General features: G+C 41.9%; 14 protein-coding genes and 1 tRNA gene. 11 read left to right on the top strand and 4 right to left on the bottom strand.

Annotated features, from left to right (window positions below):
* Positions 1-12 precede the first annotated feature (12 nt).
* On the bottom strand, positions 13-1,464 hold the full coding sequence (gatB, locus tag N7E81_RS18315; RefSeq protein WP_263051053.1) for an Asp-tRNA(Asn)/Glu-tRNA(Gln) amidotransferase subunit GatB: 1,452 nt from the start codon (positions 1,462-1,464) through the stop codon (positions 13-15).
* A gap of 8 nt (positions 1,465-1,472) precedes the next feature.
* A complete protein-coding gene (alaS, locus tag N7E81_RS18310) occupies positions 1,473-4,109 on the bottom strand; it encodes an alanine--tRNA ligase (protein WP_263051052.1) in 2,637 nt (878 codons plus the stop codon).
* Between the two features lie 160 nt (positions 4,110-4,269).
* Here alaS and N7E81_RS18305 point away from each other — a divergent pair, with 160 nt between their 5' ends.
* The 5 genes from N7E81_RS18305 (at position 4,270) to dprA (ending at position 12,583) form a co-directional block, all read left to right on the top strand.
* Positions 4,270-5,253: a M23 family metallopeptidase gene (locus N7E81_RS18305; protein ID WP_263051051.1), complete on the top strand. Its 984-nt coding sequence runs from the start codon at positions 4,270-4,272 to the stop codon at positions 5,251-5,253.
* A gap of 235 nt (positions 5,254-5,488) precedes the next feature.
* Positions 5,489-9,763: a fibronectin type III domain-containing protein gene (locus N7E81_RS18300; protein WP_263051050.1), complete on the top strand. Its 4,275-nt coding sequence runs from the start codon at positions 5,489-5,491 to the stop codon at positions 9,761-9,763.
* A gap of 138 nt (positions 9,764-9,901) precedes the next feature.
* Complete coding sequence (locus tag N7E81_RS18295) at positions 9,902-11,089, top strand: CapA family protein (RefSeq protein ID WP_263051049.1); 1,188 nt, start codon at positions 9,902-9,904, stop codon at positions 11,087-11,089.
* Positions 11,090-11,093: 4 nt separating this feature from the next.
* Positions 11,094-11,438, top strand: a complete 345-nt coding sequence (locus N7E81_RS18290; RefSeq protein WP_263051048.1) for a MerR family transcriptional regulator — start codon at positions 11,094-11,096, stop codon at positions 11,436-11,438.
* A 41-nt stretch (positions 11,439-11,479) separates the two neighbouring features.
* Positions 11,480-12,583, top strand: coding sequence for a DNA-processing protein DprA (gene dprA / locus N7E81_RS18285; RefSeq protein ID WP_263051047.1), 1,104 nt, complete (start codon positions 11,480-11,482; stop codon positions 12,581-12,583).
* A 5-nt stretch (positions 12,584-12,588) separates the two neighbouring features.
* Here the strand turns inward: dprA and N7E81_RS18280 are convergent, their stop codons facing one another.
* On the bottom strand, positions 12,589-13,440 hold the full coding sequence (locus N7E81_RS18280) for a hydroxymethylglutaryl-CoA lyase (protein ID WP_263051046.1): 852 nt from the start codon (positions 13,438-13,440) through the stop codon (positions 12,589-12,591).
* Positions 13,441-13,684: 244 nt separating this feature from the next.
* Here N7E81_RS18280 and rpsA point away from each other — a divergent pair, with 244 nt between their 5' ends.
* Together rpsA and N7E81_RS18270 are read left to right on the top strand one after the other, a co-directional pair.
* A complete protein-coding gene (gene rpsA / locus N7E81_RS18275) occupies positions 13,685-15,679 on the top strand; it encodes a 30S ribosomal protein S1 (RefSeq protein WP_263051045.1) in 1,995 nt (664 codons plus the stop codon).
* 152 nt (positions 15,680-15,831) lie between these two features.
* A tRNA-Cys gene (locus N7E81_RS18270) sits at positions 15,832-15,902 on the top strand.
* Positions 15,903-15,948: 46 nt separating this feature from the next.
* Here the strand turns inward: N7E81_RS18270 and N7E81_RS18265 are convergent.
* Positions 15,949-17,034, bottom strand: a complete 1,086-nt coding sequence (locus N7E81_RS18265; protein ID WP_263051044.1) for a hypothetical protein — start codon at positions 17,032-17,034, stop codon at positions 15,949-15,951.
* A 162-nt stretch (positions 17,035-17,196) separates the two neighbouring features.
* On the opposite strand from N7E81_RS18265, the gene N7E81_RS18260 reads away from it, so the two are divergent.
* The 4 genes from N7E81_RS18260 (at position 17,197) to N7E81_RS18245 (ending at position 20,535) form a co-directional block, all read left to right on the top strand.
* Positions 17,197-17,796: a hypothetical protein gene (locus N7E81_RS18260; protein WP_263051043.1), complete on the top strand. Its 600-nt coding sequence runs from the start codon at positions 17,197-17,199 to the stop codon at positions 17,794-17,796.
* Positions 17,793-18,884 (top strand): serine hydrolase domain-containing protein, encoded by a 1,092-nt coding sequence (locus N7E81_RS18255; RefSeq protein ID WP_263051042.1) that lies wholly within the window; start codon positions 17,793-17,795, stop codon positions 18,882-18,884. The genes N7E81_RS18260 and N7E81_RS18255 overlap by 4 nt, the downstream gene beginning before the upstream one ends.
* A gap of 64 nt (positions 18,885-18,948) precedes the next feature.
* Positions 18,949-19,539: an RNA polymerase sigma-70 factor gene (locus tag N7E81_RS18250; RefSeq protein WP_263051041.1), complete on the top strand. Its 591-nt coding sequence runs from the start codon at positions 18,949-18,951 to the stop codon at positions 19,537-19,539.
* 45 nt (positions 19,540-19,584) lie between these two features.
* Positions 19,585-20,535, top strand: a complete 951-nt coding sequence (locus tag N7E81_RS18245; protein WP_263051040.1) for a FecR family protein — start codon at positions 19,585-19,587, stop codon at positions 20,533-20,535.
* The last annotated feature ends 130 nt before the right edge of the window (positions 20,536-20,665 follow it).

Genomic DNA, 20,665 nt, shown 5'->3' with positions numbered 1-20,665 from the left:
TGGCTTTGAAGTTTATTTTTCTAAAATTTCGGCAATCAGTTTGTTGGCGACTTTCGGATTGGCTTTACCTCCCGATTTTTTCATCACCTCGCCCATAAACATGCCGAGCAACCCTTTCTTGCCTTTTCGATAGGCTTCAGCCTTGTCGGGCATACTGGCGATCACCGCTTCGATGGTTTTGATCAGTTCGTCTTGGTCATCGCTTTGAAGCAATTGTAATTGTTTGGCGGCATCGAGAGCAGACTGATTAGGGTCTTTGATCAAAGCTGGCAATACGCGGGTAGAAGCCATAGAAAAGCTCACTTTATCAGCCGCTACCAATTCGATGATTTCTGCTAAGAGTTTTGGCTGAATTACAGAATCCTGTATCTCAATGTTTGAATCATTGAGGTAGCTCTTGATAGGTCCAATTAGCCAGTTCGCAATTCGCTTATAGTGCTTACAAAGCTTACTGGTTTCATAGAAATAGTCCGCCAGCTCCTTGTTGTCTGCAATAATTTCAGCATCGTAGGCATTAAACTCATAATTTTCCTGCAAATCAGCTAATACTTCATGCGGTAATTTGGGTAGAGTGGCTCTGATTTCTTCGACCCATTCTTTGGACACATGAATGGGCAAAAGGTCAGGGCAGGGGAAGTACCTGTAGTCGTTGGCCTCCTCTTTGGTTCGCTGTCCAGTGGTTTTCCCAGTATCGTCGTTGAATCCACGTGTCTCTTGTAGAACGGTTTTCCCTGCGTCGAGTAAGGCAGCTTGGCGCTCTACTTCATGAGCAATAGCTCGCTGTACGTTGCGGATAGAGTTCATGTTTTTGATCTCTACACGCTTGCCTAGTTCGCTAGAGCCTTTTAGTTTTAGTGAGATATTGGCATCGCAGCGGAGAGACCCTTGCTCCATGTTGCCATCTCCTACATTAATGTATCGTACGATTTTCCTGATTTCGGTGAGTAGGTTACCTGCTTCCTCAGCGCTGCTTATTTCCGGTTCGGTTACCATCTCTATGAGTGGAGTCCCCGCACGGTTGTAGTCTAGGAGAGAACCTTCGTGCTCGGCATCATGTGATGATTTGCCTGCATCTTCTTCAATGTGAATCCTGTTGAATGGAATACGCTTGATGTCGTCTCCACTTTTCACATCCAGATAGCCGCCTACACAGATGGGGTGCTGATCTTGGGTAGTCTGATAGCCTTTCGGTAGATCAGGGTAGAAGTAGTTTTTTCTATCAAAGGTGGTGTAGGAAGCGATCTCACAGTTGCATGCTAGCCCCATTTTGATGGCGTGGCTAATGGCAGATCGATTAGGTTTGGGTAAGGTGCCTGGATGTGCCAGCGTGATCGGGCTGACATTGCTATTGGGCGTATCGCCAAAGCTGTTTTTGTCGGCCGCAAAGAGTTTGCTTTCAGTATTTAACTGTACGTGAATTTCTAGTCCTACAACCAGATCGTATTTATCTAAAATGTTTTTCAAAACCTAAATTAATGATTTGTGATTCCGTCTATTATTGCTTTGGCTTTAGTGATCACATTCGGCAATCCGCTGAGATCTTGTCCTCCAGCAGTTGCGTAGAATGGTTGGCCGCCTCCGCCTCCTTTGATTTCTTTGGCTAATTCTTTAATTAATTGGCCTGCATGAAGATCTAGCGATTTCACCAAACCTTCAGCAATCATTATGGAAATTTGTGGTTTCCCAGCGATGTCAGCTGCCACTATCATTATTAGGTTATCTACTTCGTTTTTGAGCTCGAATGACAGCTTTTTCAAACCGTCAGTGTCGGGTAATTGTGCTTCAGAGATCAATACATTGTATCCATTGACTGATTGAATGGCTTTTTGTAATATTGCTTTTTGTGCGCCAGCCTTTTCTTGGTTGATAGATTCAATCACTTTAGCTAGTTCTTGTTTTTCTTTCACCAAGGCTTCTATCGCTTTCAAAGGGTCTTTAGGATTGTTGAGCAGCTCGTTTACTTGAGTGATCAACTCATTTTGTTTGTTGTAATATTCTTCGGCTTTGTCTGCGGTGATGGCCTCGATTCGCCGTACACCAGCAGCTACAGACCCTTCAGACACAATCTTCAAAAGTCCTATCGTACCTGTAGCAGGTACGTGAGTGCCCCCACATAATTCTACAGAGTAATCTTTGTCAAAAGTAATTACTCGAACAAAATCCCCGTATTTCTCCCCGAAGAGTGCCATAGCGCCAAGTGCTTGTGCGTCGGCGATTGGTACATTTCTCTTTTCGTCGAGCGCAATGTTTTCTCTGATTTTTTGATTCACGATTTTCTCTACCTGAGCAATCTCTTCATCAGTCATTTTTGAGAAGTGAGAAAAGTCGAACCGAAGCGATTTTTCATTGACCAGTGAGCCTTTCTGCTGTACATGCGTACCGAGTACTTGTCGCAGTGCTGCATGGAGTAGGTGAGTAGCACTGTGGTTGTTTTCTGTTAGTTTTCTTCTTTTCCCATTCACTACTGCGTCGAATTCGGCCTCTAGATTTGCTGGCAGTTCGTTGGTAAAGTGAATGATCAAATTGTTTTCTTTCTTCGTATCTAGGATACTGATTTTTTTATCTCCATCAGCTATATAACCAGTGTCTCCTACCTGTCCACCGCTTTCAGCATAGAAAGGGGTTTGATCCAATACGATTTTGAATAATTTCTTCCCTTTTTCTTCAATGGCTTGGTACTTTACTATTTGAGCTTTAGAGGCCAATGATTCGTATCCTAAGAATTGAACTTCTTCGATAGGCTTGAGTTCTACCCAATCGCCAGCTGAAGTTTCAGCTGCTTTTTTGGAGCGGTTTTTCTGAATTTCCATTTCCTTTTTAAAACCCTCTTCGTCTACGCTTAAATTATTTTCACGAGCGATGAGCGAAGTCAAATCAAAAGGGAATCCATAGGTGTCGTATAATTCGAATACCGTCTTGCCATCTATGATTTTAGTGCCTTTTTTTACTTCGGCGGTAATCACCTCTAGCTTGGATAGACCTTTGTCCAGTGTTCTGAGGAAGGAGGATTCTTCTTCCATGATTACTTTAGTGATAAAGTCCTTCTGAGCAATCAACTCAGGGAATACACCATCGAATTGCTCTGCCAATAGCGGGACGAGTGTGTGAATAAATGGCGCTTTGAAATCCAGAAAGGTATAGCCGTACCGTACTGCTCTACGCAATATTCTTCGAATGACATACCCTGCTTTATTATTAGAAGGTAGCTGACCATCAGCAATGGCAAACGAAATGGCACGAACGTGGTCGGCGATTACGCGAAGGGCGATATCTGCTTTTTCATCTTCGCCATATTTTACATTTGCAGCGTCTGCAAGGAAATTGATAAGAGGAGTGAAAACGTCCGTGTCATAGTTGGATTGCTTGCCTTGTACTGCCATGGCCAATCGCTCGAAGCCCATACCTGTGTCCACGTGCTGTGCAGGCAGGTTTTGCAAGGAGCCATTAGAGAGCCTGTTGAATTGCATGAAAACCAAGTTCCATACTTCTACTACCTGTGGGTGATCCATATTGACCAAGTCCTTGCCAGGGGTTTGGGCTACTTCTTCATCAGATCTTAAATCAATGTGTATTTCTGAGCATGGGCCACAAGGTCCAGTATCTCCCATTTCCCAGAAGTTGTCTTTCTTCGATCCGTTGATGATTCTGTCTTCAGGAATAATAGCAGCCCAAAAATCATAAGCTTCTTGATCCATCTCAAGGCCATCGGCTTCGTCACCACCAAATACAGAAGCATACATTCTATCCGCAGGAAGTTCGAACTCAACAGTCAATAATTCCCAAGCCCATTGGATAGCTTCTTTTTTGAAGTAATCGCCAAATGACCAGTTGCCCAGCATTTCAAACATGGTGTGGTGGTAGGTGTCCATGCCTACTTCTTCCAAGTCATTGTGTTTGCCAGATACTCTCAAGCATTTTTGAGTGTCAGCAATTCGATTAGAGGAAGGTTCAGCGTTGCCCAAAAAGAAATCTTTGAATTGGTTCATCCCTGCATTGGTAAACATCAGCGTGGGGTCATTTTGTATGACCATTGGTGCAGAAGCTACTATTTCGTGTTGCTTTTTCTCAAAGAACGCTAAAAACCGTTTTCTTATTTCTTTCGATTCCATCTAATCTATTGATATTCAATTACTTGTAATTGAATTTATTTGTTATTTAAAAAAATGTATTAAATTGCGGGCATTGCAGTAATGCTAACAAGCCGTAAAAATAGAAATATTAGCTACCACCCGAAAAACGAAGCACAAAGTTAGGATATTCTGATTACATATGGCTAGAATAAAATACTATTACGATACTGAATCTTGCAAGTACGAACGCGTTAAAGTATCCTCATGGGACATCGTACTTAATTCTCTTGGATTTCTGTCTTTATCTTTAATTCTTGCGATAGGTATATTTTATACCTATAACTTGTATTTCCAATCTCCTGTAGAGGCGCGATTGGAGAAAGAAAACGAAGAATTGAAATACTATTATGAGCTCTTGCAAGAAGAAATGACAGAGGCTGCTAGCATGCTGACCTCTTTGCAAGAACGCGATGATAATGTATATCGAGTGATTTTCGAAGCAGAGCCCATTCCGTCATCTATTAGAGATGCTGGAGTAGGAGGCGTGAATCGTTATAGAGAACTTACCAACAAAGGACTGGAAAGAGCGGACTTGGTTGTAGATGTACATGAAAAGTTGGATAAGCTCAAAAAGCAGATGTATATCCAGACAAAGTCTTACGATGAGCTGTTGGATATGGCTACCAACAAGGAGAAATTTTTTGCAGCTATGCCAGCTATTCAGCCAGTATCGAATGAGGAGTTGAAGCGATTGTCTTCAGGGTTTGGGATTAGAATTGACCCGATTTTAAAAACGAAGAAGTTGCATACTGGAGTGGATTTTTCAGCACCTAAAGGGACACCGATTTATGCTACAGGCGATGGTACAGTTAAGATGGTTCGTTCTAGTCTGGGGGGATATGGTCGACAAGTAGAAGTGGATCATGGCTACGGTTATGTCACTAAGTATGCTCACATGGAAATGTACAGTGTGAAAAAAGGACAAAAAGTAAAAAGAGGTGAGTGTATTGGATATGTAGGAAATTCGGGAAAATCTACTGCTCCACATTTGCATTACGAAGTACATAAAGATGGTAAAAAAATAAATCCAGTTCACTATTTCTATCAAGATCTGAATTCTTCAGAGTATGAGGAAATTTTACGATTAGCTTCTATAGAAAACCAAGCATTGGGATCTTATTAAGTAGCCAGTTTTATTTCCAAAGAAAATTCTAAAACCTGACCAATCGGTCAGGTTTTTTTGTGATCATGAATGTAGGGTTTTTGAAAATGTTTTTAAACTTTTCAATTTATCATGAGGAGTTGATTCACTGTGTATTTGCAAATCAACAGTACACACATGCCGTCAATAGATAACTTTCATAAAGTAAGTGGAGCACTTGTATATGTAGGCTCTTGTTATGACAAATAAATTAATTATGAAAAAAATCTTATTGATAATTTACTTTTTATGTATCGCTTGGGTAGGGACTGCTCAGTGGGTATCTATCAATCCTGGTGCTGGAGGTCAAGTGCAGGATGTAGTTCCAGATCCAAATACACCAGATCATTTGATCTTGGCCTCAGACATGGAAGGTATTTATGAAAGTGTGGACAATGGCGACTCTTGGCATATAAAGGGTAGTTTACCACAAAACCGTGTGTACTCAGTGGCGTTTTCACCTAAAGTAGGCTCCACAAGACTTTATATAGGTACAGTCTATGGGCTGTCGGTGTCTGATGATGGGGGTGAAACCTCTGCACTCGTAGAGATCACCAAAAAGAAATCAATTGGAGCCATCGCCGAAGATCCAAACGATGAAAATAATATACTTGCAGGTATAGGCTGGCGAGATGATTATGATTTTGCCAATCAATTTGGCATGGGGACTGCAGGGAAAGGTACTGTATTCCGATCTACGGATGGTGGGAATAACTGGTCTGAAGTCATATTCAACAATACAACTACCAATGATCGGAATGTGTTCACCATATTGTATGATAAAAACACGGAAGACCTTGTATATATGGGGACTGGTCAGGGGCTGTTTAAAAGTACTGATGGTGGTGCAACTTGGTCTGCTATCGCCAGTCCATCAGGCGCAGGAACTAACCAAGGGGTCGCGCTGAGTCCTGATGGTGAAAAACTATACGCTGCCTATACCAATGGCTATTTATATGCCACGCTTACTTCATCCATTTCATCAGGATCTTGGATCAAAGCCAATTCGGGGATAGGTGCGCTTGATTTTTGGTACCCAGAAGTAGATCCAAGGTCTACGGGAGATACGCACAAAGTCATTGTAAGTTTAAGAAGAAGTAGATCAGGTCTGCATGAAGCGACTTTCAACTGGACAGAAAATACGCTTAATAGCCATTCATGGGATATCGTATGGAACGGGACTGATGGGTATGATACAGGTTGGGACATTGCGTCGCCAAACCCTAGGTTTGTACATTACACACCTACGACTTGGCCCAATAGAGCCCTTTGGTCTACCACGAATCAAACCATCTTTGAAGGAGTATACGATACTGAAGCGGACAATTCCTATAATGGAACTGGTTTTGTCTGGAACAACAAATACAGTGAACCTAATTATGAAATTATGGCTCCAGGGTGGGGTGCTTCTATGTGGCCTTGCTATAGCAGTAGAGGTACAGAGAGTACCTATTCCTACGATATCGCAGTGCACGAAAACTATGTAATCCAAGGTGAAGGAGACAATGGTGTAATGGAAAGCTGGGATGGGGGTGTTTCTTGGTCCAACGTTTGGCATAGATCGACTGGACAAGCTATCGCTGGCCAGAATTTGTCAGATGCTCAGGCAGTGACCATAGGTAGCACGGCGGATGGTGTGCCAGTAGCCATTGCGCAAATGTCTCCAGGATATGGTGGCGCCATCGGTTCGGCTGTAGGTACTTTGTTTGCCAAAAAATTAGTTAATCATAGTCCTACGGATGAATGGGTTTACTTGGCTGGAGGAGCATCCGGAAAAGGAGGGTTGCCTACTTCGAGTATTCCTAGCGAACTAAGGGATATAGAGGTGTCGCCAGCTAAGCCAGATCGTGTGTTTATGTTCGTCAGAGATCAGGGCATGTATATACTCGACGACTTAGGAGCTTCACTGGATGCGGGCATTGCGCAGGATGTGACTAAAATATATAATGCGAGTGGTGGAGCTACAAATGTTAAAAAAATAGCCCCTCACCCCACAGATCCAGATATGGTTTTCTTTAATGGCGCCAATGGTCAGCAAGGAGTCTATAGAGGTGAGAAAACGGGGCCGGGCATAGGAGATTGGGAGTGGCAAAAAGTGTACAATGGCAGTGGCTGGGATGCTGAAGTGACTACTTGGGAGTACAATGGTCAGGTTTATCTGTTTTACTTTGGTGCCTCTTCTGAGCCTGGCAACGATGGAGGTAATTTCATAGGAGCCTTGTCTACAGACAATGGCGACAACTGGACCAAGGTCGTGGATCAAACGGATGTAAAGGCAATCAACACACCGAGTTGGTACGATGAGGTGAAAGGGGATTATAGATTTACCAGCAAGGGCGGAATCGTAGGGTATGATGATAAAATCATCATCTGCTACTACGATCACAGGCAGCAAAAAACCTACGGGGTGTACAAAGGCACCATCACCAACAGCGCTGTACCTACTGTCGCCTGGACGGACTGGACAGACGATCAGCATTTTGGTGGTTTCACCTCAGGGCGTATTGCCGATGATGCAGATGGGGTGAGGCAATTTTATGTGTCTACAGCAGGTGCTGGTTCGTGGCGCAGACCTGTAGAGGAGGAGACTTTACCGCCAGCGCCAAGCGCGCCCACCGGATTTGGGGCAACTAGTGTGTCGTACGATCATGTAAATCTTGTCTGGACAGATAATTCTGATAACGAATCAGGTTTCAGAATAGAGCGAAAATCAGGAGCTGGAGATTTTGAAGTAGTAGCTACAACTAATGCTAATGCGGTGAGTTACGCTGATGCGGGGCTGGTCCCATTGACCGCCTATACCTACAGGATCTATGCGGTGAATAAAGGAGGGAATTCGGGATATACGGCTGAGAAATCAGCGACTACTTTGGATCCACCGCCAGCACCAGATGCACCTACTGGACTTGCGGCGGTGGCTGTGTCTAGTGATAGAATAAACTTGTCTTGGTCGGACAATTCTGACAATGAAACACTATTCAAAATTGAAAGAAAATCAGGCGGAGAGCAGTTTGCAGAGATCGCTTCGGTAGGCGAAAATGTTACCACTTATGCCAATGAGGGTCTGAATCCACAGACCGAATATACCTATAGAGTACTAGCGTACAATGTTGGAGGTGTCTCGGGATATACCTCTGAAGAGAGCGAGACCACACTAGAGGCTGAGCCGTGCAATAGTTCGACCATCGTGAGAAATGGAGAATTTGATTTAGCCATTCCAGAAGACCCAGAAAATTCACCCAACCCAGAATGGCTTTTGTATAACGGTACAGATGCCGCGTCTACATTCAAGATCGTAGATGATGCGGGTATGTCAGGGACAAATGCTGCTTTTATTAAAATCACTAGCGGTGGGGCAGGAACCAACGAAATACAATTCTATTCGCAGTTTACGACTACTCTTGAGAAGAACGTGACCTATGTATTGGAATTTAAAGCGAAGGCGTCAGTTGGGAGAAATATTACGGCTAGAAGTTTTATAGGTAAGCCGCCATGGTCAGGGTTTCTTGATCAGACGGTGGTACTGACCACAGAGATGCAAGATTTTCGTATGGAGTATGTGCCTAATGTTTCAACACCTGATGCTCGGGTAGATTTCTTTTTGGGTGCTGGTACTGGCAATGTATGGATAGACGCCGTATCTGTAAGAGAAAAATGTGAAGATACTCCAGCGCAAGGTGCGCCAAAAGAACCTACTACTTTAGAAGTGACAGCCAAATCATCAACTCAAATAGATCTGTTATGGACTGACAATTCCGATAATGAGGACGGCTTTGTGATAGAAAGAGCACAAGGAGAGGCGGCTTATCAGCCAATCAAAACGGTGGGTGAGAATGTGACTACTCATCAGGATATGGGGTTGTCTTTAGATACTGATTATAAATATAGAGTGAAGGCTTATAACGATGCTGGGGACTCATACTACTCAAATGTAAGTCTAGCCTCGACGAGCAATGTAATAATTAGTGTGACTGGTGTCTCTATTGATAATTGTAAAAACAGTCTTGAAGTGGGTGAAAGTCTCACGCTAACAAGCACGGTTTCTCCTATGGGGGCGGGGGATAAAAGTGTGAAATGGACCAGTTCGATGCCTGCCATTGCTAATGTAGATGAGCTGACAGGAATACTCATGGCCATGTCTGAGGGGGTGGCGACAATTACCGTTGCCACGACTGATGGTGCTAAAACTGCCGAATGTAAAGTCGCAGTGACTGCTGATGATGTACTCTCGGTTGGTGGTGGGCTAGACTTTGCCATATACCCTAATCCACTGGGGCAGGGTAGTCAATTGTCTATCACGATCTCAAATACACCTGTAGCTGAGATCCAAGTATTAAGTCTAAGTGGTGAGCTATTGTATTATAACCCAGCGGCCAAATTTGTAAATGAAACATACCAACAAGACTTGTCGCAAATCTCTGCGAAAGGAATATATCTGGTACGAGTTCAAAACGATGTGCAACTATGGGTACACAAGCTGGTGGTGGAGTAGAAGTAGTCTGTATTATAGAGTAGCGAAGGGCTTGTGACTATTGTTGCAATCCTTTTTTTTTATATCTGTGGGTCTATTGTGGAAAACTTCCGAGTTTAGATTGGTACAGTTGTGATGGTTCGAATCTAATTTTGAGCCATGTTCAAATCTTCAGTTCCTATTTTATGTTTGGTGCTTTTGGTGATGGCCTGTAAGCCACAGCAAATAGTGTCTACGCTGCCTTCCGCAGAAGAAGAGACTGAATTGGATTCTGTTGCTCTGGTGCCATCGTATTGGATCACTGCAGATCAGGACACACTTTATTCGCTTACAGAAGAAGTAGAGATAGAGCTCAGTAGGGTGATCAAGGACACATTGACCTTGATAGGTGTGGGCGACATCATGATGGGGACTAATTTTCCAGAAGAAAGATACTTGCCAGGGAATGACGGCAAAGACTTGTGGAAAGAAGTATCCGATACCTTGAGACAAGCCGATGTGACATTTGGTAACTTAGAGGGTGTAATCCTAGACAAAGGAGGCGATCAGAAAACCTGTAAGAATCCGAAGGTCTGCTATCTGTTTCGTACGCCAGAATCGTATTTAGTGAATTTGATGGATGCTGGTTTTGATGTAGTGAGTTTGGCCAACAATCACGCTGGAGATTTTGGTGAGCCAGGCAGAGCCAGCACCATGAAGGCACTGGACTCGTTGCAGATCAATTACGCAGGTTTGCTAAGTGTGCCCACCACTATATTTACTGTAGATGGTATGCGCTATGGGATGGTGGCATTTTCTCCCAATATAGGCACAGTGAGTATTCACAATGAAGCGCGAGCCATCGAGCTAGTACAGCAATTAGACTCCTTGGTAGATGTGGTGATTGTGTCATTTCATGCAGGAGCCGAAGGCTCAAAGCATGAGCATGTGACCAGAAAAACAGAGATGTTTTATGGAGAGAATAGGGGAAATGTGTATGCCTTTGCTCACTTGATGATTGATCATGGAGCTGATGTGATTTTTGGTCATGGGCCACACGTGTCTAGGGCAGTAGAAGTGTACAAAAATCGATTTATTACCTATAGTATGGGCAATTTTTGCACCTATGGTAGGTTTAATCTTAGAGGAGTAAATGGCATCGCACCTATTGTGAAAATTGACACTAATTCGGAAGGTGAATTTATCAAAGGACAGCTGATTCCAATCTATCAACCAGGGGCTGGAGGACCTAAGATTGATACTAGAAAAAGAGCGATTGCCGTGATCAGGGAATTGACTAAAAAAGATTTCCCCGAAAGTAATTTATTGATTGACGATTCAGGTTTTATTACCTATCTTAACCGCTAGAATTGTGCCGTACAAGGAAAAGGAAATAACGAAAAGATATTACACCATTGGCGAAGTAGCTGATGATTTAGGTGTAGCTACTTCACTCATACGCTTTTGGGAGACGGAGTTTGATATCATTAGTCCTAAGAAAAATCGTAAGGGAAATCGCCAATTCACTCCAGAAGATATTAAGAAAATAAAGATGATTTATCATTTGGTAAAAGAGAAGGGGTACACCCTTCACGGTGCCAGAGATTTTATCAAGAACGATGTGAATGCAGCTATGGAACGCATTGATATGATACAATCGCTCAAGGGTATTCGAGGTTTTCTTACAGAACTACGAGACAGCATACAGGGAAATTAATTAGCTAATTTTTTGTTGGGTTTTTAAATCATTTTCATTCTATGAATGAAGAACAAAACAGCTATGTATTGGCGTTGAAAATGACGCCAGGCATAGGTGATGTCTTGGCTAAACAACTGATCAGCTACTGTGGAGCTGCATCCGCTATTTTCAAAGAGAAAAAGGGAGCTTTACTCAAAATTCCAAATATCGGAGAAAAGACAGTAAAAGCGTTGACAGCTTCTACTTATCTCGATCAGGCTGAAGCAGCTATTCGTAATTGTGAAAAAATAGGTGTAGCTGTATTGCCTTATTTTCATGCCGACTATCCAGAGCGACTCAAGCTGGTGAATGATGCCCCACTTTTGATCTACACCAAGGGAGAATCCTCTTTTTTGAATCGAAAAATAGTAGGTGTAGTAGGTACACGTAATGCCACAGAATATGGCAAGCATATGACGGAGCAGATAGTGGAAGGATTAGTGGGGCACGAGGCAGTTGTGGTCAGTGGATTGGCTTATGGGGTAGATATTGCTGCACATAGAGCAGCATTGAAAAACCACCTTCCTACTGTAGCTGTGCTAGCAGGAGGGTTAGACTCCATATATCCATCAGTGCACAAACGAACCGCTCAGGATATGTTGGAAATGGGAGGGTGGGTCAGTGAGTATCCTCCTGGCACTAAGCCAGAAGCGCATAACTTCCCTTCACGAAATAGAATTATCGCGGGGATGTCCGAAGCACTAATCGTGGTGGAGGCAGCCAATAAAGGTGGGGCGTTGATTACAGCCAATATTGCCTATTCGTATAATAGAGAGGTGTTTGCCGTACCTGGTACCTTAGAACATAAATATTCAGAAGGCTGCAATGCACTTATTAGATCTCAAAAAGCAACTATATATACTGGAATCAAAGATTTGGAATATTTACTGGGTTGGGAAAAAGGATCGGCCAAGCCAAGCAAACAGGCGATTGACCTTAGTGCGTATAGTGAACCTGAGCAGAAAATAATATCGGTACTGACTGAATTTAAAGCAGGGCTACAATTGGATGAGTTGAGTTGGAAAACGCAAATCAACGTGCAGGAAGCCGTGAGTCATTTACTTACCTTGGAATTTGATGGACTGGTCAAATCCTTGCCTGGCAAACGCTATGTCAGAGTCTGAATAGCCTATCTTCCTAGAAAAACCTCAGGTGCTATATTTAATACGTGCTGAAAGACCTTGTGGTCAAAAGGTATCTCAATGCTGTGATGCTCGAAGTAGGAGAGAATCGTCTCTGTGGCAATATTGCCAACTAGTTTGTCTTCGGCCATTGGGCAGCCGCCAAATCCATTGACGGCACCATCAAACCTTCGGCACCCTGCTTTGTAAGCGGCATCTATTTTTTCTACAGCCGTATCGAGATCAGAATGTAGGTGTACACCAAATTCTATTTTTTCAAATTCTTGAGTAATACTGCCAAATAACTTGGTAATGTTATTTGGATTAGAAACCCCAATGGTATCGGCCAGGGAAATGATTTGAATGTCCATAGCTTTTAATTTGAAAATGAATTCAGATACATATGGTATTTCGTATGGATCGCCATATGGATTGCCAAATCCCATGGATAGGTAAGTGACTAATGTTTTGTCGTTCGTTTGGCAGAGGTCTTGTATTATTTTTAGTTGCTCGAATGCTTCTGCAATGCTCTTATTAGTATTTCGTTGTTGAAACGTTTCCGAAAGAGAAAGGGGAAATCCTAGATAGTTTATCGGTTCATGCTTGCAAGCCTCTTGAGCACCACGTACATTGGCTACAATGGCGAGTAGTTTGGATTTCGTATGTTCTAGATTCAGCCCAGTCAGCACCTCTGCGGTGTCTTTTAGTTGTGGGATGGCCTTGGGAGAAACAAAGCTCCCAAAGTCTATAGTATCAAACCCTACCTTCAGCAACTCATTGATGTACTTGATCTTTAAATCTGTAGGTACAAATCCATGCAAGCCTTGCATGGCATCTCTTGGGCATTCGATTATTTTCATTGAATTTGGGTTTAATGTAAATTAAAATAAATGACCTAAATATAGGAGGGTATGGCGTCAATTTGATAGCTCATTTATTGAAAGCACTTGTATTTTGCTATTAAATATTAAAATTAAATCGAATAATACCTATCTTTGCGCTCCATTCGAGTGAATGGGTCCTGTTTGCTCAGGAAAATCACAAACAAAATGGCGCACCTCCTTGAATCCGGAATGACGCTGTAATTAATGGATTCGCATTATAATGGAAAATAAAGAAGAATTAAAAAACGAAGCGGTAAAAGAAACTGTAGTTGAGGAGACTGCTGCTACACCTGCTGCTGAAGTAAAAGAAGAAGCTCCTAAAGCTGAAGCACCTAAGAAGGTTGCTGCTGTGGTAGAAGAAGACGAGGACTTTGACTGGGACGCAGTTCAGACAAAAGGATACGGCGAAGGTTACAGCAAAGCTAAAAAAGCTGAGCTAGAAGCTCTTTACGAAGGTACACTCAATACTATCGAAGAAAAGCAGGTAGTAGAAGGTATTGTAGTAAGCATGACTCCAAGAGACGTAATCTTGAACATTGGATTCAAATCTGATGGATTGGTTTCTGCTTCTGAATTCAGAGATACTCCTGACTTGAAACCTGGTGATACTGTAGAGGTGTACATCGAGGAGCAAGAAGACAACAACGGTCAGTTGGTGCTTTCAAGAAAGAAAGCAAAGATTGTTGGTGCTTGGGAAAAAATCCAAAAATCTGCCGACGAAGATTTGGTCATCGACGGTATGGTGAAGAGAAGAACCAAAGGTGGTTTGATCGTAGATATTTATGGAATCGAGGCGTTCTTGCCAGGATCTCAAATCGACGTGAAGCCTATCAGAGACTTTGATATCTTCGTAGATAAGAAAATGGAAGTGAAAGTTGTGAAAATCAACTACACTAACGATAACGTGGTTGTTTCTCACAAAATATTGATTGAGAAAGATCTCGAAAAACAAAAAGCTCGTATCCTAGAAAACCTAGAAAAAGGTCAGGTACTAGAAGGAGTAATCAAGAACATGACCAACTTCGGTGTATTCATCGATTTGGGTGGTGTAGATGGTCTGCTTCATATTACCGATATCTCATGGGGTAGAGTGAATCATCCAGAAGAAGTGTTAAACTTGGATGAAAAAGTAAATGTTGTTGTTCTTGATTTTGACGATGACAAGAAGAGAATTTCATTGGGTATGAAGCAGTTGTCTGAGCACCCTTGGGATTCACTAGACAAAACAGTAGAGATCGGAACTAAAGTAAAAGGTAAGATTGTGAATGTAGCTGATTATGGTGCATTCCTAGAAATCCAGCCTGGTGTTGAAGGTTTGATCCATGTATCTGAAATGTCTTGGTCACAACACTTGAGAAACCCTCAGGACTTTATCAAAATTGGTGATGAGCTAGAAGCTGTAGTATTGACTATCGACAGAGACGATAGAAAAATGTCTTTGGGCATCAAGCAATTGACTGAGGATCCTTGGACTAAGCAAGATGTATTGACTAAATACGCTGTAGGTACTGATCACAAAGGTATCGTGAGAAACTTGACCAACTTTGGTTTGTTCATCGAGCTAGAAGAAGGAATCGACGGTTTGGTTCACGTATCTGATCTGTCTTGGACTAAGAAAGTAAAACACCCTTCTGAATTTATCTCTGTAAACGAGGAACTAGAAGTAAGAGTGCTTGAGCTTGACGTAGACAACAGAAGATTGGCACTGGGTCACAAGCAATTGGAAGAAAACCCTTGGGATACTTTCGAAACAGTATTTGCAAGAGGTACTTCTCACAAGTGTACGGTAACTAACATCATTGAGAAAGGTGCTATTTTGGAATTGCCTTACGGTTTGGAAGGGTTTGCTGGAACAAAGAACATCAAGAAAGAAGATGGATCTAAGACTGAGGTAGGTGATAGCTTAGACTTCGTAGTAGTAGACTTCTCTAAAGATGACAAGAAGATTACTTTGTCTCACGTAGCGACTTATTCTGACGAAGTAGTTGAGAAAGCTGCTCCTAAGAAGAAAGCACCAGCTAAGAGCAAAGGAGTTGAAAAAGTAAATGCTGATTCTGAGAAATCTACATTGGGTGATATAGCGGCTCTATCTGCTCTAAAAGAGCAAATGGAAGATAACGCTAAGCCTGCTCCTGCAAAGAAAGCCGCTCCTAAGAAAGAAGTTGCTCCTAAAGCAGATGACAAAGCTGATGCTTCAGAAGAAGCTGAATCTTAATCAGATATATACTGAAATAAAAAAAGGTACGCTTCGGTGTACCTTTTTTTATTCTACTCGTTACATAAGAAAGTAAACTTTTTAAGTAATTGAAGCCTAAATTGTTTGCAAGGGATTTAATTAATTCTATTTTTGTGTCCCGAAAAAAAAATGGTCCTGTGGCCGAGTGGCTAGGCAGAGCTCTGCAAAAGCTCGTACAGCGGTTCGAATCCGCTCGGGACCTCACTATAAAAGACTACTCCATGAGTAGTCTTTTTTGTTTTATCCTATTAGTACTGTGTACTGGAGGCTTCTTGCTTTAAGTTAAAATTCTCTAAATAATTTCTGAAATGATTGAGTAAGACAACTGATTGGTCATTTTGAATGTTTTCGTAATTCACCTTTAGTGCAAGTAATTGAATGCCAGTGATAGAGGCTATCATTTCGTATCTTTCCTGTTTGTCTTTTAGAGCGTCTAGGTAGTCAAGTACGCTACGAATGCCTACTTGCTGCAAGGCGTCGAATTGACCTTGAAACTCCACGAGTAATTTGGCTTGAGATACCCAGTCGAGCAGCGTACGTACCGCAAATGGTGTTTTAATGATAAGCATAAAGAAGTTGTAATGAGCCAGATTCTGCACATTGTCTATCCCTATTTCATTGAGTCTGATTTTGTGCATTTCACTAATACCTTCTATTTTCCCTAAAGGGTAATTGATGTGCTGATCATCCATTTTGGATGAAAATATGGAGACCCTTTCCATAAGTACTCGAAATCCAGTGTCTGGGAATATGCCCGTAAGAAATGCTATAACCAAAATAAGGTTGCTGTCTAAAAACTTTACTTCTGAAAAAGTAAACATGATCATTAATGAGATCAAAGTGGCAAATACGATTCGTAGACTGACAGAGAAAAAGCTCCCAGGAGTAAGGTCTACGGTCGAAAATCGTCTGTAAGTATATTGAGAGGCGCTCACATAGCCTCCCATAATGGCAAAGGCTATCACTGCCACGGTTCTACGTTCAGTTTCTAGTGGTTGTCCTTTCCAAAACTCAGCACCAGAAAAAAGAACACTGGTGTAGTTGCTGTCTGGATATATAGACCAGGCCAGAAAGAGGAGATACATGCCAATAAATGTGAGCATGGTTAGAAAAGAGAGCGGTAGGAAATAGTCGCCTGGTTCAAATTCTTTGGTGATTCGCTGTTGTAAATTGTCTCTGTTGATATTGCCCATAAGGTGTAACCTTTCTATGAGCAACATGAGCTCTTCTTTTTTCTTAACTAGCCTGAATTTGAAGAATGAATAAGTGAGAATAGGGAAGTAGGCGGTTAGCACCATTGTGGCGCAGACTTCTAATATATGTCCGATATGCATAGAGTTGCTTAAGATTGGTTGCTCAATGATATGTCGAAAAGTAGAAATTTGCAATGCCCATCGCGATCTCAGGTGAATTGCGGTCTACTTCCGCATATTTTAAATTATATTTCAGTAAGCGATAGCCTTGTTTGGGTTGTTGTGGAACTATACATTCACTCCATGAAAGCTTTTGTCTTGGTTTTGTTTTTCATTTTTAGTTGTGCTAGCCTCATTTATGCGCAGACAGATTCATTGCAGGTCGCCAAGAAAAGGCCGCCTAGAAAAGTGAAAGGCTACGTCGCAGGTGTTTTCGAGCGAGCTCCTGTTGCCCCTGGCTACACCAACAGTTATGGTGTGCAGGCAGCAGTCATTTTGATGCATCATATGGAGGTAGGTTTTTTTGGGAGCAAGTATACTGATGATGGCTACAGACAGCTACTCATTTTCCCCAACAAGTTTCAGATGAATTACAAGCAGGCTGGAGTGCTGCTGGGGTATCGGACGCATTTAGAGAAAAAGTATGAATTCAATGTGGAATCCAAATTGGGCTTTGGCGAAGTGAGATGGCTACAGGTAGAGCGAAATACCGCTTTCATGGCAGATAAGTTTCAAATGCTGCATTTGCAAGGCGGAATGGATTATATGCTAGTCGATTTTCTGGCGTTTAATGCTTTTGTAGGATATCGATGGATGAATGATCTTGATATTGACGGCTTGTCCAATTTAGACTTCAAGGGTTTGTATTGTGGTATAGGCTTAAAAGTGGGACTTTTTAAATGACACGAAACCTCACGCTATCGATTGTGATTGCACTAGTCAGTACCAGTTGCTACTACAATGACGTAATACCGCCAAATCAGAATGTTTGGCCAATAGCCCATCCTGAACACATGGAAATGGAGTCCGAATTGTTATTGCAAATGGATTCTGTATTGAAAGGCAATACCCTTGAAGGAATCACCTCGGTAGTGGTGATCAAAGATGGACATTTGGTATTCGAAAATTATTATTTCGGTTATGACAGAAGAACCTTATTTCCCTTGGGTGGACTGAGTAGTAGTTTGGTCAATCTTGCTTTAGGGCGTGCAATTGACATGGGGTTGATCGATTCTGTACAAGATTCTATATATAAGTACTTCCCTGAATACGTTCAGCTTTTCGAGGATTCTCCATTGAAAAAGAATATCACGTTTGAAAACCTCATGACCATGAAAGCTGGACTCAGTTGGAATGAGATAGGAAGTACATTCGATAGAAATCAAAGTGACATTACACAAATTCTCATAAGTGAAGATTGGGTAGAATATCTACTGTCTAAGCCTGTGGATGTCTTGCCTGGTCGTAGGTTTACCTACAATAGCGCAATGGCTATACTAATAGCCTCGGCTATTGATAGTCAGTATGAGGCAGGATATCAGGTGTTTTGGGAGAAGGAGGTGCTTAGCCAGATGGGAGTGACTCACTCAGAATTAGCTATAGAAGGAGGTAACATCAATCCAGCGTGGGGTATTTCCATGACTACTTTGGATCTAGCTAAGATAGGATATTTGTACTTGCATCAAGGAAATTGGTTTGGGCAACAGCTGATAAATCGAGAGTACGCTATCTCATCAGTAGTACCTCAAGTGAGTGTGGATTTTATCAACCAATATGGGTGGATGTGGTGGCAGTATGCTAGTCGAAATAATTTCCTCTATATGCTTGATGAAAATGATGTCTTTTTTGCTACTGGCAATGGGGATCAACGATTGTATGTAGTTCCGCACTTAGACCTAGTAGTGGCTATTACTGGCAGCGACGAAATCATTGATTTTTCTATTCCAGCTTCCTTTATTTTTAGAGATTATATATTGTTGGCTATGCAATAGCCAACTACTCCTTGTTGGATTTCGTAATTGCAGTACATTTGCCGCAAATACCTAAACAATATAAGTGCATATATCCGACGAAGACGAATTAATTCTGCGCCTATCCAATCATGATAGAGGCGCCTTTGAGCAAATTTTCAAAACCTACTACAGTGATTTATGCAAATTTTGCATGAAGTATGTGCGTGATGAACAAGTGGCAGAAGAGGTGGTGCAAGAAGTATTTATCAATATATGGGAGCGAAGAGCCAGTCTGACCATCACAACCTCTATCAAATCGTATTTATTTACCGCTATTAGAAACCGGTCGTTCAACTATTTGAAACTACAATTACCCAAAGAGCAGAAGAAAGTAGATTTGGATGGGATAGGCTTTATGGAAGAGGATAACCGTGAGCAGGAACTGGTCATGGAAGAACTCAAGGAATATGTCCATTCAGCCATAGAAACATTGCCCAATAAATGCCGGATTATTTTCAACCTGAGTAGAAATGCAGGAATGACCTATAAAGAGATAGCAGAAGAGCTCGATATTTCTGTGAAAACGGTTGAAAACCAGGTGGGACTAGCGCTCAAAAAACTGAGAGAGCAGCTCAATCCGATTTGGGACAAAATAATGTTGCTTCTTTTGATGGATTTTTCAGGTTACTTATAGGGGGGTGAAATGGTTTGCTTGACATATCATTGAACGACGACTAAAATGCAAAATTTGGAATTTAAAATACTCGCCTATTTAAAAGATGAGCTCGATGCAAAAGAGCGACTTCTGGTGGAGCAATGGGTAGCTCTGTCACCAGCGAATGAAAAAACTTTTGCGGAGATTGAGAAAATATATCTCTCTGCCGCATATGACTCTACGGGTTTTCAGCCTAATGTAGATAAGGCTTGGGCCAAAGTGGCACTAGCGATAGAGCAAAGCAAAACTTCCAGCTTCACTTTCATGTACCGAATGGCTGCTATGATCGCATTAGTGGCAGGTTTGGGCTTTCTGGTATTGAAGTACCAAAATAGCGACGAACTAGTGGCTATGACGGGAGACAAAGAAGTGAGGAAAATAGAACTGACTGATGGAACAGTAGTTTGGTTGAACGAGCATTCGAAATTGACCTATTCTAAAATGATGGCTGATAATGAACGTATGGTGAGTTTGGATGGTCAAGCCTATTTTGATGTAGCCAAGGATGCGGCAAGACCTTTCAGAATCTTAGGAGAAAAAACTACAGTGGAGGTATTGGGTACCTCTTTCGATTTGATTTCAAAAGCCAATTATGCTAACGTAAACGTAACGAGTGGCTTGGTGTCATTTGCACTTACAGACAATAATGAAATCAAGGTTGTATTAGAGAAGGGTAATCAAGCTACGTATAAAAGTAATACAATCATTAAAAATGAAGGGTTTGATGTAAATGCATCTGCATGGATGACGCAGGATTTTGTATTCAAGAGCTCCCCTCTGTCGCAGGTGGTAGATGTGCTAAGTGAACATTTTGATGTGAAAATTAAAGTAGATGACGCAATACGAAATTGTTTGATCACTTCTTCTTTTGAAGATAAGAATCTGGATCAAATTTTAAACACGCTGGATATCATTGCGAATATAAAGCATGAGAAAAAAGGCAAGGCCATTAGGCTAACAGGCCCAGGCTGTTAATAAAATACTTGAATTACAAAGGACGAACCACGCCATTGGCGTGGTTTTTTTGTAGATTCTATTCATACCTTAAAATGCAATGTCTAAATTTGGTTCAAATTGCACTTATCGTATAGGATAGATTGGATCT

It is taken from the genome of Reichenbachiella carrageenanivorans (genome assembly GCF_025639805.1).
Classification (GTDB): Bacteria; Bacteroidota; Bacteroidia; order Cytophagales; family Cyclobacteriaceae; genus Reichenbachiella; species Reichenbachiella carrageenanivorans.
The sequence above is the reverse complement of the archived record's forward strand: the minus strand, read 5'-3'. Positions and strand labels throughout refer to the sequence as shown.

Bases quoted from the DNA above. Each gene is read 5' to 3' on its own strand.
- alaS (WP_263051052.1), bottom strand. From the start codon at position 4,109: ATGGAATCGAAAGAAATAAGAAAACGGTTTTTAGCGTTCTTTGAGAAA.
- N7E81_RS18305 (WP_263051051.1), top strand. From the start codon at position 4,270: ATGGCTAGAATAAAATACTATTACGATACTGAATCTTGCAAGTACGAA.
- N7E81_RS18300 (WP_263051050.1), top strand. From the start codon at position 5,489: ATGAAAAAAATCTTATTGATAATTTACTTTTTATGTATCGCTTGGGTA.
- N7E81_RS18295 (WP_263051049.1), top strand. From the start codon at position 9,902: ATGTTCAAATCTTCAGTTCCTATTTTATGTTTGGTGCTTTTGGTGATG.
- dprA (WP_263051047.1), top strand. From the start codon at position 11,480: ATGAATGAAGAACAAAACAGCTATGTATTGGCGTTGAAAATGACGCCA.
- N7E81_RS18280 (WP_263051046.1), bottom strand. From the start codon at position 13,440: ATGAAAATAATCGAATGCCCAAGAGATGCCATGCAAGGCTTGCATGGA.
- rpsA (WP_263051045.1), top strand. From the start codon at position 13,685: ATGGAAAATAAAGAAGAATTAAAAAACGAAGCGGTAAAAGAAACTGTA.
- N7E81_RS18265 (WP_263051044.1), bottom strand. From the start codon at position 17,034: ATGCATATCGGACATATATTAGAAGTCTGCGCCACAATGGTGCTAACC.
- N7E81_RS18260 (WP_263051043.1), top strand. From the start codon at position 17,197: ATGAAAGCTTTTGTCTTGGTTTTGTTTTTCATTTTTAGTTGTGCTAGC.
- N7E81_RS18255 (WP_263051042.1), top strand. From the start codon at position 17,793: ATGACACGAAACCTCACGCTATCGATTGTGATTGCACTAGTCAGTACC.
- N7E81_RS18245 (WP_263051040.1), top strand. From the start codon at position 19,585: ATGCAAAATTTGGAATTTAAAATACTCGCCTATTTAAAAGATGAGCTC.